At 72.8% G+C, this 14,457-nt stretch carries 10 protein-coding genes; 2 read left to right on the top strand and 8 right to left on the bottom strand.

All coding sequences use genetic code 11. The features are described 5' to 3' along the window. Positions 1-37 precede the first annotated feature (37 nt). The 3 genes from BLW47_RS20680 to aspS all read right to left on the bottom strand — a co-directional run bounded on the left by BLW47_RS20680 (position 38) and on the right by aspS (position 5,087). Complete coding sequence (locus BLW47_RS20680) at positions 38-2,296, bottom strand: bifunctional diguanylate cyclase/phosphohydrolase (RefSeq protein WP_139307387.1); 2,259 nt, start codon at positions 2,294-2,296, stop codon at positions 38-40. A 161-nt stretch (positions 2,297-2,457) separates the two neighbouring features. Next, positions 2,458-3,282, bottom strand: coding sequence for a sugar nucleotide-binding protein (locus tag BLW47_RS20685; RefSeq protein WP_091560671.1), 825 nt, complete (start codon positions 3,280-3,282; stop codon positions 2,458-2,460). Continuing rightward, entirely contained in the window at positions 3,282-5,087 is a 1,806-nt protein-coding gene (gene aspS, locus BLW47_RS20690) for an aspartate--tRNA ligase (protein ID WP_091560676.1), read from the bottom strand. Before aspS ends, BLW47_RS20685 begins: the two co-directional genes overlap by 1 nt. Before the next feature lie 231 nt (positions 5,088-5,318). Between aspS and BLW47_RS20700 the strand changes: the two genes are divergently transcribed. Next, entirely contained in the window at positions 5,319-7,751 is a 2,433-nt protein-coding gene (locus BLW47_RS20700; protein WP_139307388.1) for a M14 family zinc carboxypeptidase, read from the top strand. A gap of 75 nt (positions 7,752-7,826) precedes the next feature. Here BLW47_RS20700 and BLW47_RS20705 read toward each other — a convergent pair whose 3' ends face one another. Together BLW47_RS20705 and BLW47_RS20710 are read right to left on the bottom strand one after the other, a co-directional pair. Further along, positions 7,827-9,431, bottom strand: a complete 1,605-nt coding sequence (locus BLW47_RS20705) for a methyl-accepting chemotaxis protein (RefSeq protein WP_091560686.1) — start codon at positions 9,429-9,431, stop codon at positions 7,827-7,829. A gap of 104 nt (positions 9,432-9,535) precedes the next feature. Further along, positions 9,536-11,137, bottom strand: coding sequence for an MFS transporter (locus BLW47_RS20710; RefSeq protein ID WP_091560689.1), 1,602 nt, complete (start codon positions 11,135-11,137; stop codon positions 9,536-9,538). Between the two features lie 145 nt (positions 11,138-11,282). Here BLW47_RS20710 and BLW47_RS20715 point away from each other — a divergent pair, with 145 nt between their 5' ends. Further along, entirely contained in the window at positions 11,283-11,801 is a 519-nt protein-coding gene (locus BLW47_RS20715; RefSeq protein WP_091560692.1) for a PaaI family thioesterase, read from the top strand. Positions 11,802-11,924: 123 nt separating this feature from the next. Here BLW47_RS20715 and BLW47_RS25840 read toward each other — a convergent pair whose 3' ends face one another. The 3 genes from BLW47_RS25840 to BLW47_RS20730 all read right to left on the bottom strand — a co-directional run bounded on the left by BLW47_RS25840 (position 11,925) and on the right by BLW47_RS20730 (position 14,409). Next, complete coding sequence (locus BLW47_RS25840) at positions 11,925-12,827, bottom strand: methyl-accepting chemotaxis protein (RefSeq protein WP_281247295.1); 903 nt, start codon at positions 12,825-12,827, stop codon at positions 11,925-11,927. A gap of 23 nt (positions 12,828-12,850) precedes the next feature. Further along, the gene (locus BLW47_RS20725) at positions 12,851-13,393 is read right to left on the bottom strand and encodes a PAS domain-containing protein (protein WP_091560695.1); all 543 of its coding nucleotides are present in this window, start codon (positions 13,391-13,393) and stop codon (positions 12,851-12,853) included. Positions 13,394-13,470: 77 nt separating this feature from the next. Beyond that, positions 13,471-14,409, bottom strand: a complete 939-nt coding sequence (locus BLW47_RS20730) for an acyl-ACP desaturase (RefSeq protein ID WP_091560697.1) — start codon at positions 14,407-14,409, stop codon at positions 13,471-13,473. Positions 14,410-14,457 lie beyond the last annotated feature (48 nt).

Below are 14,457 nucleotides of genomic sequence, written 5' to 3' on the forward strand. Positions count from 1 at the left end.
CACCATAACCGCGCGACCGCGTGGATCATGACGGAGATCACGCGCGAGGAAGGGCGGAGGCCGGGCGTTCGGGGCGGCGCGGCGGCAGCGGCGCGAGCGGGGCGAGCTCGTCGATCGCCCCCTCGTCGACGAGGCTCAGGAACGCGTCGGCCACCTCCGGGTCGAACTGCCCGCCCCGGCCGCGCTCGATCTGCAGCCGCGCCTCGGCCACCGTCAGCCCCCGGGAGTAGGCGCGGTGCGAGCGCATCGCGGCCCACGAGTCGCAGACCGCGATGATGCGCGCCTCGATCGGGATCTCGGCGCCGGCCAGCCCGCGCGGGTAGCCCCGGCCGTCGTACCGCTCGTGGTGCGCCGCGACCAGCGGCGCGAGGTCGGGCCGCCCGCCGAACTCGATCAGCAGCCGCGCGCCCTCGTCGGGATGACGGCGCAGCTCCTGCCACTCCTCCTCGGTGGGACGTCCCGGCTTCGCGAGGATCGGCGTCGCCACGTTGACCTTTCCGATGTCGTGCAGTCGGCCGGCCGCCGCCGCCCGCCGCAGCGTCGCGTGGTCCAGCCCCATCCGCTCCCCGGTGAGCAGCGCCCACCGGGCCACCGCCGTGCTGTGCTCCTCCGGGCTCAGCTTCGCGTCCACCTGATCCGCCAGCCAGACCAGGGCCGGTGGGAGGTCGGGATCGGTGTCGAGGTCCAGGCCGGGGACGGCCCCGGCCACCACGGTACGGTTGCGGCCACGCGCCTTCGCCCGGTAGAGCGCGTCGTCCGCGTCGTTGATCAGCGCTTCGACGTCGACGGCGCCGCGGCCCGTCCGGCCGCCCCGGCCGCCGGCCGTGGCCACCCCCACCGACGCGGTGAGCAGCACCTCAACGCCGTCGCCGAGCGTCACCCGGGTGTCGCACAGCGCCCGTCGCAGCTGCTCGGCCACCGTCAGCGCCGCGTCCGCGTCGGCGCCGGGCAGCAGGCAGACGAACTCCTCACCGCCGTACCGGGCGATGACGTCGCTGCCGCGCACCGTGCGGCGCAACCGCTCGGCGGCCTGGACGAGCGCCGCGTCCCCGGCCGGATGACCGTAGCCGTCGTTGATCGCTTTGAAGTGGTCCAGATCCACCAGGACCAGGCTCAGCGGCCGCCCGTGCCGGGCCGCCCGCTCGGCCTCCAGCCGCAGCATCTCCTGGAAGAACCGGCGGTTGTAGACGCCGGTCAGCGCGTCGGTGACCGCCAGCCGTTCCTGCTCGCGCAACGCGTCGCGCAGCTGCGCGGCGAGACCGGTGCGGTCACGGGTCACCATCACCTGCCGGACCAGCAGGCCGACGCAGAGGATCGCCGCCACCAGCAGCGTGGAGGTGTCGGTGTGCTGCCCGTCCATGTGGTCGGCGGTGAAGAGTCCGACCACGGTCACCGCGCTGACCAGCGAGGGGACGATCGCGACATCGCCGTCCACCTCGCGCAGCTCCGCGTCCGGCTCGGGATGCCGCAGCGCGATGAGCGCGGCGAGGCACAGCAGCAGCGATGCCGCCTGCCAGCCGAGGTCGAGCCAGCTCGACTCGGTGTACTCGCCGAGCACCGCGAGGTACGCGTACTGGGCGTCGCTGAAGCCGGAGACCGCCTGGCCGACACCGGTCACCATGATCCAGAGCGGCAACGTCCGGTAGCCGGCGAGGCCGACGGCGAGCAGCGCGCTGACGATCAGGACGGAGAGCACCGGGTACGCGAACGTCACCACCGCGCCGGCGTCGAACGTCTCCGGCACCGACGGCCCGATGATCAGCTTCCAGCCGAGCGCGCCGGTCCCCCCGGCGACCAGCGCGGCGTCCAGGGTGCCCCGGGCCTGCCGCAAGACGTTGCCGGGCCCGAGCCCGATGAGGATGGCGACCAGCGCGACCGGATACTGCAGCACGTACAGGTCGGCGATCGACGGGGTGGGCGGAGCGTCCTCCCGGGCCACGGAGTAGCCGAGGAAGATGATCTCGCCGACGAGCCACAGCACGTTCGCGGCGCAGAACAACCACCAGGCCAGCCGCCGGTGCCCGCTCGACCCGCGCGCCGCCAGCGCGCTGCACACCACCGCGCCGGCGATGGGCACGAGGTAGAGCACGCTGAGCGGGGAGACGCCGGTGATGCCGAGGCGGCGGTTGATCGCGGTGTAGATCGCGAAGACCGTCAACCAGGCGACGCCGGCCAGCGCGGCCCGGCGCAGCACCGGGTCGGCGTACAGCACCCGCAGCGTGGGGCGTGCAGGCGATCGCGGCCCCTCCGAGGGCTGCGGCGCCGGTCGGGCAGCCGCGAGCCGCGCACCTGCCACGAGGCTTCCTCCCGATCCGCCGGGTCCCGCCCACGTCGAGCCCGGTCGGGACATTCTGGATCCCCCCATCGGGCCACCCGGCACACAGATGAGGAAAAGGGCGCCATCGTACGTCGAACTGCGCGCCCCGTCGGGCACGCCGCGCCCCGGCGTGCCGCGGATCAGCCGGGCGGGGCGAGCAGCTCGCGGACGCCGCGCAGGCGGGTCTTCAGCACGGCGGCGGCGCGGGAGCTGTCCAGGCGCACCTCCGCCGGACGGATCAGGCCGGACCCGGCGATCGTCGTGGCACGCAGGCCGGCGGAATCGAGGCCGTAGCGGTGTGCGACGAGCAGACCCAGCTCCACCCGGGTCACCGCGTCGGACCCGCCGACGTTGAGCGGGCCGGCGTAGTCGGACTGCACCAGCTCCAGCACCGCCGCCGCCAGGTCGTCAACGCCGACGGGACAGCGCACCTCGTCGCTGAACAGGCGCGGACCGGCGCCGGTCAGGGCGTCCAGGCAGAGCCGGATCTGCTTGCTGCGCTCGTCGCCGAGGATCAACGACGTGCGCACGATGGCGGCCGCCGGGTCGACCAGTCGCACCGCCGTCTCGGCGGCCGCCTTCGCCGCGCCGTACGGGAAGATTGGGGTGGGTGGCTCGTCGTCCGGGTAGGGCTCGGCGCGGCCGCCGTGCAGCGCGTCGCTGGACAGGTGCACCAGCCTTGCCCCCGCCTCGCTCGCGGCCGCCGCCACGTGCGCGGCGCCCTCGGCGGTCACCGCCCAGTCACCGTAGACGTAGGCGGAGCTGACCACGGCGCGCGGTCGCACCCGCCCGACCAGTGCGGACACGGCGGCGCGGTCCCGGAGGTCCAGCGGGTACCACTCGACCCCCTCGACCGTGCCGGGCGCCCGGTGGTACGTGCCGACCACCCGCTGGCCCGCCGCCAGCGCCCGGCGGCACACCTCGGAGCCGAGGTGGCCGCTGGCGCCGACGACGAGCAGGGTCATCAGCTGGGCTCGACCGGCGCGGCCACCCCGCTGGTCCCGGCGGTCGGCCCCGCCGGCTTCGGCTTGGCGTCCACGCCGGCCTCGGTACGCTGCTGCGCGGTGATCGGGGTCGGCGCGCCGGTCAGCGGGTCGAAGCCGCCGCGGGTCTTCGGGAACGCGATGACCTCGCGGATCGAGTCGGCGCCGGCGAGCAGCATGCAGGTGCGGTCCCAGCCGAAGGCGATGCCGGCGTGCGGCGGCGGGCCGTACTTGAACGCCTCCAGCAGGAAGCCGAACTTGTCCGACGCCTCCTCGGCGGTGATGCCCAGCAGGTCGAAGACCCGGCGCTGCACGTCGGCGCGGTGGATACGGAGCGAGCCGCCACCGATCTCGTTGCCGTTGCAGACGATGTCGTACGCGTAGGCGAGCGCCTCATCGGGGGCGTCCTCGAAGCGCTCCATCCACTCCGCGTTCGGCGAGGTGAACGGGTGGTGCACCGCGGTCCAGCCGCCCTCCTCGGTCGGCTCGAACATCGGGGCGTCGACCACCCAGCAGAACGCCCAGACGTTCTCGTCGACCAGCCCGGCCCGCTTGGCGATCTCGACGCGCGCCGCGCCGAGCAGCTCCTGCGCCTCGCGCCGGTCCGTCGAGGCGGCGAAGAAGATCGCGTCGCCGGGCTTCGCGCCGACCGCGTCGGCCAGCCCGCCGAGGTGTGCCTCGGACAGGTTCTTCGCCACCGGGCCGCGCGCCTCGCCGCTCTCGGCGTCGAGCACCACGTACGCCAGGCCGCGCGCCCCGCGCGCCTTGGCCCAGTCCTGCCAGCCGTCGAGCTCCTTACGGGTCTGCGAGGCGCCGCCCGGCATCACGACCGCGCCGACGTAGCCGCCCGCGTCGATCGCCCCGGCGAAGACCCGGAACTCGGTGCCCCGCAGGTAGTCGGTGAGCTCCACCAGCTCGACGCCGTAGCGCAGGTCGGGCTTGTCGGAGCCGTACCGGGCCATCGCGTCGTGCCAGGTGATCCGCGGGATCGGCGTGGTGATCTCGTGGTCGGCCAGCTCCTTCCAGAGCGCGCCCACGATCGCCTCGCCGAGCTCGATCACATCGTCCTGCGTCACGAACGACATCTCGATGTCGAGCTGCGTGAACTCCGGCTGCCGGTCGGCGCGGAAGTCCTCGTCCCGGTAGCAGCGGGCGATCTGGTAGTAGCGCTCCATGCCGGCGACCATCAGCAGCTGCTTGAACAGCTGCGGCGACTGCGGCAACGCGTACCAGCTGCCGGGCTGCAGCCGCACCGGCACCAGGAAGTCGCGGGCGCCCTCCGGCGTCGACCGGGTCAGCGTCGGCGTCTCGATCTCCAGGAAGTCCCGCTCGTGCAGGATCGTGCGGGCGATCTGGTTGGCCCGGGAGCGCAGCCGCATCGCGCGGCCGGGGCCGCTGCGGCGCAGGTCCAGGTAGCGGTACTTGAGGCGCAGTTCGTCGCTCGCGTCGATCTGGTCGTCGACCGGCATCGGCAGCGGCGCGGCCTCGGAGAGCACGACCAGCTCGGTGGCGGTCACCTCGATCTCGCCGGTGGCGAGCTCGGGGTTCTCGTTGCCCTCGGGACGGCGCCCGACCTCACCGGTGACCTGCACGCAGAACTCGTTGCGCAGCGCGTGCGCGGTCGCCATCTCCTCGCGGAAGACGACCTGCACGACGCCGGAGGCGTCCCGCAGATCGACGAAGATCACGCCGCCGTGGTCGCGCCGGCGGGCCACCCACCCGGCGAGCGTCACCGTCGTGCCGGCGTGCGTCGCGCGCAGCGTTCCGGCGTCATGGGTACGGATCACGGCAAGCGTCTCCTTCAGCGTCTGGGTCTCCCCGGCATTCTTCCAGCCCCCACCCGCCCCCTCGACACCCGCACCCCGATGACCGGCGGCGGGGGCGGTCCCGCGCCGTGGCGGCCGGCGGCCGGGCCTTGACGAAGATCGTCGTACGGCGAAGACTCGCTCGCACCTGCGTGCCGCGCGGGCATCGACCCCCGGGCCCGGCGGGCACGCTCCACGTCGGAGGGATCTCTCATGAGGAGTTCTCGCGCCACCCGGACCACCGCGTTACTCGCGCTCCCCCTCGCGCTCGCGGTCGGGGCGCTGCCCGTACAGGCCCAGCCAGCCACATCGTCCGGTCGGGTCGCCCCCGACCGGTTGTCCAGCACCGAGCAGGACGGGGTGGCGCTGATGCGCATCGTCGTGCCCGGCCAGACGGACGTGGACCGGCTCAACACGATGGGCGTGGACCTCGCCGAATACAAGAAGGCCGTGGACGGCGGCCTCGAGGTGCACGCCGTGCTCAGCCCGGAGGAGAGCCGGCAGCTGCGCGCACAGGGCTTCGACGTCCGCGACGCCCTCGCCGACCAGCGTGACTTCGCGACCAACCAGGCCGAGCGGCGCGCCGCCGTCGCGGCCGCGGCGGCGGCCGCCGCCGAGACGGACACGCTCACCCCGCTGCGCGCGGAGTGGTTCACCAGCGTCGACGACCAGCGGTTCCTCTCGGTGGAGGTGAAGTCCAGCGCCACGGACGCGGAGACCGTGCTGACCGCGGCCTGGGACAGCGGCAAGGGCACCGCGCCGGGCTCCGGCGGCACCGCCACCATGTCCCGGTTCACCGACGCCGGCCAGTACATGTACCACCGCTTCAGCGCCCCACTGCCGGTCACCGCCGCGCCGAGCAGCGTGACCGTCACCAGCAGCCGGGGCGGCACGGTCACGGTCGGGGTCACCAAGTGGCTGGGGGCCAAGCGCCCCAAGCCGGGCCGGCACTACATCGCCGACTTCGTCGACCACTACATGGACCCGACCGAGGTGACGCACCGGATCACCACGCTGGCCCGCGAGTTCCCCAGGCTCGCGCAGATCATCGAGCTGCCGAACAGGACGAACGGCTACCGGCGACACGCGCAGGCGCAGTTCGGCACCGACCCGGCCAGCACCTTCTACGTCACCTCGAAGGCGTACGGCTCGGCCGGCGGCAACGACGTCAGCCTCGCGCTGGTCAAGCCGGACACGGCCGGCAGCGCTCTGGCGGTCGCGGTCAGCGGCAGGGACGTGGTCGTCACCCTCGGCACCGACGCCGCGGGCGCGATCACCACCACCGCCGCCGGCGTGGTGGACGCGCTCAACGGCCACGCGGCCGCGGCCGCGCTGCTGGGCGCCAGCACCTACCGCGGCAACGCCGGCGGCGGGGTGGTCGCCGCCGCGCCGGCCACGAGGCTGACCGACGGTCTCAAGGCCCCGGCGAGCGTGTCCCGCGACCCGTTCCAGATGAAGGCGCTGCGGATCGGCAAGAAGCGCGACGGCTCAAAGATCGGGGTGTTCCTCTACTGCCAGGAGCACGCCCGCGAGTGGGTCACCCCGCTGGTCTGCGTGGAGACCGCCGAGCGGCTGCTGCGCAACTACGCCACCGACGAGCGGACCCGCAAGCTCGTCGACGGGCTGGACATCTTCATCCTGCCGACGGCGAACCCCGACGGCGGGCACTACAGCTTCTACGACTTCAACATGCAGCGCCGCAACATGACCAACCACTGCACCGCCGCGAACGCGGACCCGGCGCGGCGCAACTCCTGGGGCGTCGACCTGAACCGCAACTTCTCGGTCGGCTCCGTCCACGACGGCTACAGCGGCGCGTCGACGCTCTGCACCAGCGACGTCTTCGCCGGCCCGACCGAGCTGTCCGAGCCCGAGGCCCGCAACCAGGTGTGGCTCACCCACCAGTACCCGAACATCAAGTTCGCGATGAACACCCACTCGTACGGCGGCTACTTCATGTGGCCGCCGGGGTCGTACAAGGCGGCCGGCCGTGAGGTGCTGCCGCGGGTCGACTTCGGTTCGGAGAACTACTTCTGGGACGCCTCCACGCACATCCTCTCGGCGGTGCAGTCCTGGCGCGGCACCGCGATCTGGCCCGGCCGCACCGGCCCGGTGCCGGACGTCCTCTACTCGGCGGCCGGCAACAGCGCCGACGAGCACTGGTACAACCGCGGCATCATCGGCTGGGACTTCGAGGTCGGCGCGGACGTGTACGACCCGGCGACCAAGCGCTTCCAGGCGGTCGGCTTCCAGCCGCCGTTCGCGGAGGGACACGAGGAGGCGATGGAGTTCGCCAGCGGGCAGATCGCCATCCTGGAGGTGGCGCAGGCGTTCGCCGCGGACAAGCAACGCCCGGTGTCGAAGCTGAAGGTGACCGGCAAGGCCGCCGGCGCCAAGACGTTCACGTTCGCCATCGACGAGCCCGCCAACATCTACTACACGCTCGACGGCAGCCGCCCCACCTTCAACTCCACGAAGCTGACGGCGTCGGGGATGCGCGAGGGCGCCCAGCAGATCACGATCACCGGGAAGACGATGGTGAACTGGTTCGCGGTCGACATCGCGGGCAACGTGGAGAACAACTACAAGCCCGACGGCACCCGCCACAACTACAACAGCCAGACCCTGTACGTCCCCACGCAGTAACCCACCCACACCCGGGAAACCGCGGCACGAGTGAGGCCCCCGGCGGATGCCGGGGGCCTCACTCGTGCCTGCGGGTCAGATCCGGAACTGGGTGACCGACGCGTGCAGCCGGTCGGAGGTGGCGGTGAGCGCCTCGGCCGCCGCCGACACCTGGGCGATGCTCGCGCTGGTCGAGTCGGTCGCCTCGGCGACGCCGGAGACGTTCGTCGCGATCTCGCCGGAGCCGCTCGCGGCCTCGGTGATGTTGCGGGCGATCTCGTTCGTGGTCGCGGTCTGTTCCTCGACCGCCGCGGCGATCGTGGTCTGGTAGCTGCTGATCTGCCCGATGACCTCGGAGATCTCGCCGATCGCGGCGACCGCGTCCGAGCTGTGCGCCCGGATCGCCTCGACCTTGCGGGTGATGTCCTCGGTCGCCTTCGCGGTCTCCTGCGCCAGATCCTTGACCTCGCCGGCGACGACCGCGAAGCCCTTGCCGGCGTCGCCGGCCCGGGCCGCCTCGATGGTCGCGTTCAGCGCCAGCAGGTTGGTCTGCTCGGCGATCGACGTGATGACCTTGACGACGGTGGCGATCTCGGCGGACGAGTCGCCCAGCTTCCCGACGATCTCGTTGGTGGTGTCCGCCGCCGCGACCGCCACCGAGGCGATCCGCGCCGCCTCGGTCGCGTTCTGCGCGATCTCCCGGATCGAGCCGCCCATCTGCTCGCCGCCGGCGGCGACCGTCTGCACGTTGTTGGCGACCAGATCGGCCGCGCTCGCGACCGCCGCCGCCTTGGCCGCCGTCTGGGCGTTGCGGTCCTGGATCTCCTTCGCGGTGCCGCTGAGCCCGCCGGCCATCTCCGTCACGACCGCGGCCTCGCGGGTCAGCGTGGTGACGGCGTCCCGGGTGTTGCGCATCGCCTCGGCGAGCGCGGCGTCCATCACGGCGAGCTCGTCGGAGCCGCGCGCCTCCGGCGCGGCGGTGAGGTCGCCGGCGGCCAGCCGGCGCAGCGTGGCGACGGTCCGACCGAGCGGCTGGGTGATGCTGCGGGTGACCAGCACGACCAGCAGCACCGCCAGGGCGACCGCCAGCACCAGCGCGGTCGCGGCGATCAGGCTCATCCGCTTCGAGGAGGCGACCATGCTGGCCTGCTGGGCGGCGTTACGCCCGTTAACCGAGTCGGTCAGCTTCTTGAGTTCGGCGAGGATCGGGCCGTAGTTCTCCAGCCAGTTCTTGTCGTACGTCGCGAAGGCGGTCTTGTCGTCCCCGGCCGCGGCCGCCGCAGCGACCTTGTCGTCGTTCTGGAAGAACCCGGTCCACCGGGCCTTCATCGCATCCAGCGCGGTGCGCTCGGAGGCGGTCAGCACATCGGTCGGGATGGCGTTGAGGACGGCGTACATCTCGTCCTTGGCCTGCTTCATGCCCTTGCGGAACTCGGAGTCCGGCGCGGCCATGGCCGGGCCGTCCCGCAGCGCCTGGGACATGTAGAAGTACTGCCAGTAGTTGAGGGTGTCGGTGTAGAACTTCATTTCACCGAGCTGCGCCGAGACATTGGCCAGCCGCTGCGCCTCCGCGCCCCGCTCGCGCTGCGTCGAGATCCCCGTGAGCCCGAGCACGGCCGCGATGCTCAGCAGCACCACGACGACGGCGAACGCCACGCTCAGCCGGGCGCCCACGCGCAGCCGGCGCAATATCGAAATCATGATCGGACCTCCACAGCGGTTGGATGATCCTCTATCGGCCTGGGCCGCGCCGCTGTGAGGGATGCCGGTGCATCGGCGACCCGATGGGACGCGCGACACATCATTCAATCTTCAACCGGCGGTAGCAGGTGCCGTACCTCCGGCTCACCCTGGGCGAGCGCCCGCGCGCGCTCCTCGGCGTGCCGGTCGATCTCGGTGAGCCGCACCGCGTGCTGGCGCAGGTGCTCGTCCCACGACGGGACAACGTAGATCTCCACGAAGCGCTGCGGCGCCTCGCCCTCGCGGTAGATCCCCCACCGCACCGCGCCGGTACGCAGCCGCGAGCGTCGCAGCGCCGGCATCGCCGCCAGGAACTCCTCCTGCCGCGCGGGCTCGACCGTGTAGGTGACGGTGATCGGGACCGGGCCGGCGTGCGGGTGCGGTTCGAGCACCAGGTGGGGTTCCGGCCAGTACGCCGCCGGATCGCGGTTGAGGCCGGCGACCTCGAACAGCGGCCAGATCCGCACCGTCGCGGCCCCGGCGAGCATGACGCCGGCCGCGACGACGTACGCCACCACCAGGCTCGTCGCCTGCGCCAGCCCGCCCCACGCCAGCGCGCCGAGCGCCTGCCCGGCCGAGAAGACCATCTGGTAGATGGAGAGGCCGCGGGCGCGCACCCAGCCGGGCAGGAAGAGCTGCATGGCCGCGTTGACGTTCGACAGCACGGTCATCCACGCCATCCCGGCCGGCAGCAGCGCGAGCGTCACCACCGGAACGACGCGGACCAGGGCGAGGACGAGCAGCACCAGGCCGAACGCGAACCCGGCCAGCAGCAGCAGATGGGTGTTCGACATCCGGGTCCGGATCCGGGGCAGCAGCACCGCGCCGGCGACCGCGCCGGAGCCCATGGCGGCGAGCAGCACGCCGTAGCCGCCGGAGCCCATCCCGAGCCGCTGGGTGGCCACCAGCGGCAGCAGTGCCCAGAGCGCGCTGCCGGGCACCACGAACAGGGCCGCGCGCAGCAGGATCCGGCGCACCACCGGGGAGTGCCGGACGTACCGGCCGCCGGCGCGCAGCGCCGGTCCGAACCGCTCCGGCAGCTCCGTGTCGCTCTCCTCGTCGGTGCGCCACCGCAGCAGCGCGAGCGCGAACACCAGGAAGGACAGGGTGTTGAGGGCGAAGACCGCCGGGACGCCCACCCGGGCGACCAGCAGGCCGGCCACGGCCGGCCCGACGGCCCGGGCCAGGTTGACGCTGATCGACCCGAGCGCCGAGGCCGCCGGGATGTGCGCGCGCGACACCAGGCCGGGGATCACCGCCTGCCAGGCGGGCAGCGTGAGCGCCTGCCCGGCGCCCAGGGCGAAGGTCAGGGTGAGCAGCAGCGCGGGCGGCATCCGGCCGAACGCGGTCAGCGTGGTCAGCACCGCGCCGACCGCGAAGAGGAACAGCTGTACGGCCAGCATCAGCCGCCGCCGGTCGAGGGTGTCGGCGAGCGCCCCGGCGGGGAGCGCGAGCAGCAGGATGGGCAGCATGCTGGCGGTCTGCACCAACGCGACCAGCGTCGACGCGTTCGGCTGGTGGACCAGCAGCCACTGCGCCCCGACCGTCTGCATCCAGGTGCCGATGTTGCTCGCCAGCACCGCCAACCACAGATTGCGGAAGACCGTGTTGCGGAGCGGCGCCCACGACGACACCGGCGCGGGGCTGGGCAGCTGGGTGGCGCTCATCAAGCGCAACGTACCCAAGCGCCGGTCGCCACGCCGGGGACTCCCGCGCGGCGTCCGGTCGGGCGGCGCGCCGCCCGCGTGCCCTGGGTCTCACCGGTCCCGGCCCGGCGACCGTGGCTCGACGCGCGACTGCGAGGCTGCGTCCATGACCCAGACCGATCCGCGCAGCCGTACGTTCAGCTGGTCCGACCCCGCGCTGCACGCCGGGCAGCTGCGCGGGCGCAGCGGCCTGGAGCTGCTGCAGGCGATGGCGCGCGGTGAGCTCCCGCCGCCGCCGGTGATGCATCTGCTCGGGATGGAGGGGATCGACGCCGAACAGGGGCGGGTCGTGGTGCGGTTGACGCCGCAGGAGTTCCACTACAACCCGCTCGGCAGCGTGCACGGCGGCGTGCTGTCGACGCTGCTCGACACCGCCGCCGCGTGCGCCGTGCACACGACGCTGCCGGCCGGGGTCGGCTACACCTCGCAGGACCTCACCGTGAAGTTCCTGCGTCCGGTCACCGTCGAGTCGGGGCTGCTGCGCTGCGAGGGCACGGTCATCCAGCGCGGTCGCCGTACCGCGCTGGCGCAGGCCCAGCTGACCGACGCCGCCGACCGCCTGGTCGCCCACGCCATCTCCAGCTGCATGATCTTCGACGTCCCGCCCCCCACCCCCTCCCGCTGACCAACCCTCGACGCACGCCCCGCCGTCGTGATCAAGGGGTCGGCAGCGCGAAACACGCGTGGCGGCGCTACCGGCCCCTTGATCAACGCCGGAGCGCGCGGGGGCGGGGTGGGGGTGGTGCGGTCAGGACTGGCGGACGGTGGTGACGAAGCGGTGGACCTCACCGCGGAGGACCTCGGCGAGCTGGGAGAGACCGGCGGCGTCGGCGTCGCCGCGGCCGTCGACCGCGGTGGCGATGCCGGACACCAGGCTGCTCATCTCCCGGACGCTGCCGGTCACCGCCTCGAGCACCTCGATCGCGCTCGCGGCGGCCTGCTGCACGGTCGCGACCTGCCCCATGATGTCCTCACTGGAGCTGGCCGTCTCGTTGGCCAGCGTCTTGACCTCGTTGGCCACCACGCTGAAGCCGCGCCCCGCCTCGCCGGCCCGGGCCGCCTCGATGGTGGCGTTCAGCGCGAGCAGGCGGGTCTGGGACGCCACCTGGTTGATCAGGTCGACGGCGTGCCGGATCTGGTCCGACGCGGAGCGCAGCGAACCGACCGTGTCGAGCCCGCGCTCCGCACCGGCCACCGCCTCGCGGGCGAACTCGGCCAGCCCGTTGGCGGACGCCCCCATCTCCGTGGCGGCCGTGGCCACCTGCTCCGAGACGGTCAATACCGCCGACTCCAGCTCATCCGCCAGCGCCAGCCGCGCCGCGGCCGCCTGGGCCAACCCCTCGCTGGTCTCGCGCATCCGCTCGTTGGCCTGGTTGATCAGCATCGCGCCGTCCCGGAACGAGCCGCGCAGGCCCCGCGGCAGGAACCGGCGGTGGAACCGCCCCTCGGTGGCCGCGTTCAGGGCGGCGCCCGACTCCCGGACGAACGCGTCGGTGACGTCGAGCAGATGGTTCAGCGCCCGCCGGGCGGCGACCGCGTCGGGCGCCGTACCCAGCGACGGCAGCCGCGCCTCCATGTCCCCGGCCGCGGCACGCTGGCACACCTCGGCGATCGTGCGCAACGCCCCGGGGTCCACGCCGTCCCCGGACACCGACTGATGACGGCGATTGTGGATCACGCGGCGCTCCCGTTCGTGAGATCCCAGACGAACTCCTCGTAGGACTGGCCGCGCTCGTCGAGAAGGTCCTGCAACATCCGCGAGGACGCCTCGATCGCGTCGGCCGGCCGGGCGTGCCGCCGCTCCTCGGCGGCCAGCCGGGCGTACAGCGCACTCGCCGCGGTCACCGCGTCTCGGTTCGGGCGGCGGCGGTTGGAGTGGTAGCCGACGACCCGGCCGCCCGCGTCGAACGAGGGGGTGACGTGCGCGAGCACCCAGTAGTGGCCGCCGTCGGAGGCGAGGTTCACGATGTACGCGAAGATCTCCCGCCGGTCCTTGAGCGTGTCCCAGAGCAGCTTGAAGACGCACCGCGGCATGTCGGGGTGCCGGATGACGTTGTGCGGCTGCCCGATCACGTCGGCCTCGTCGTAGACCGACACCCGCAGGAACACGTCATTCGCGTACGTGATCACACCGCGGGTGTCGGTCTTGCTGACGATGATTTCGTCCTCGTCGAAGGTCCGCTCCACCCCCGTGGGACGTACCAGGGTCGCCCGCATCCGCTCTCCCTCACCGAGTCGTCGTCACGGCCCTATCGGCCGGCGCGGGCGGGACGTGAGCGGCCGGGGCGGGAACGTCAGCCGCGGCGGGCCCGACGCGCCTCCCGCTTCTCCTCGAAGCGCGAGGCGGCCCGCTCCAGCTCGTCCATGTGCGCGGCGAGCTGCTCGCGCGCGGCCTCACCGTCGGCGTCCAGGCCGGTGACGTTCCAGACGTCCCACTGCCGCAGCACCGGCATCACCACCTCGTCGCGGTGCTGCCGCAGGTCGTAGATGCCGGCCAGCGCGATCTGCACCGACTTGCGGGCGAACCCCTCGATGCCCACGCCGGGCATCTGGAAGTCGGAGACCACGTCCGCGACGGCCCGCATCGCCTGGCCGGGCGCCAGCTCGAACGCGGCACCGAGCAGGTTGCGGTAGAAGATCATGTGCAGGTTCTCGTCGGCGGCGATCCGGGCGAGCAGCTGGTCGCAGAGCGGGTCACCGGTGGCCTTGCCGGTGTTGCGGTGCGAGATGCGGGTGGCCAGCTCCTGGAACGACACGTACGCCAGCGAGTGCAGCACCTCGTCGCCCTGCGCGTTGACGTAGCCGGCGGACATGTGGTCCATCCGGGCCCGCTCCAGCGCCACCGGGTCCACCGCGCGCTTCACCGTCAGGTAGTCGCGGATCGCGGTGCCGTGCCGCCCCTCCTCGGCCGTCCACCGGTGGACCCAGGTGCCCCACGCGCCGTCCCGGCCGAACAGCGTGGCGATCTCGTGGTGGTAGGAGGGGAGGTTGTCCTCGGTGAGCAGGTTGACGACCAGGGCGGTGCGGGCCACGTCGGGGATGGGCGAGTCCTCCGGCGTCCACGCCTCGCCGCCGAGCACCCCGTCGAAGGTGCGCCCCTCGCTCCACGGCACGTACTCGTGCGGAAACCACTCCTTGGCGATGGCGAGGTGCCGGTCGAGGTTCTTCGCGACCACGGGTTCCAGCTCGATGAGCAGGGCGGTCTGGGTCAGCGGGGTGGCTCCGACGGTCATGCGAACTCTCCCTACGGTGGCGTAACTTACGCCACCGTAGGTAAGAAA

The sequence above is a fragment of the Micromonospora pattaloongensis genome, from assembly GCF_900107255.1.
Classification (GTDB): Bacteria; Actinomycetota; Actinomycetes; order Mycobacteriales; family Micromonosporaceae; genus Micromonospora_I; species Micromonospora_I pattaloongensis.

Excerpts from the sequence above, each read along its gene's own strand:
- BLW47_RS20685 (WP_091560671.1), bottom strand. The coding sequence starts at position 3,282 with ATGACCCTGCTCGTCGTCGGCGCCAGCGGCCACCTCGGCTCCGAGGTG.
- BLW47_RS20700 (WP_139307388.1), top strand. The coding sequence starts at position 5,319 with ATGAGGAGTTCTCGCGCCACCCGGACCACCGCGTTACTCGCGCTCCCC.
- BLW47_RS20705 (WP_091560686.1), bottom strand. The coding sequence starts at position 9,431 with ATGATTTCGATATTGCGCCGGCTGCGCGTGGGCGCCCGGCTGAGCGTG.
- BLW47_RS20710 (WP_091560689.1), bottom strand. The coding sequence starts at position 11,137 with ATGAGCGCCACCCAGCTGCCCAGCCCCGCGCCGGTGTCGTCGTGGGCG.
- BLW47_RS20715 (WP_091560692.1), top strand. The coding sequence starts at position 11,283 with ATGACCCAGACCGATCCGCGCAGCCGTACGTTCAGCTGGTCCGACCCC.
- BLW47_RS20725 (WP_091560695.1), bottom strand. The coding sequence starts at position 13,393 with ATGCGGGCGACCCTGGTACGTCCCACGGGGGTGGAGCGGACCTTCGAC.
- BLW47_RS20730 (WP_091560697.1), bottom strand. The coding sequence starts at position 14,409 with ATGACCGTCGGAGCCACCCCGCTGACCCAGACCGCCCTGCTCATCGAG.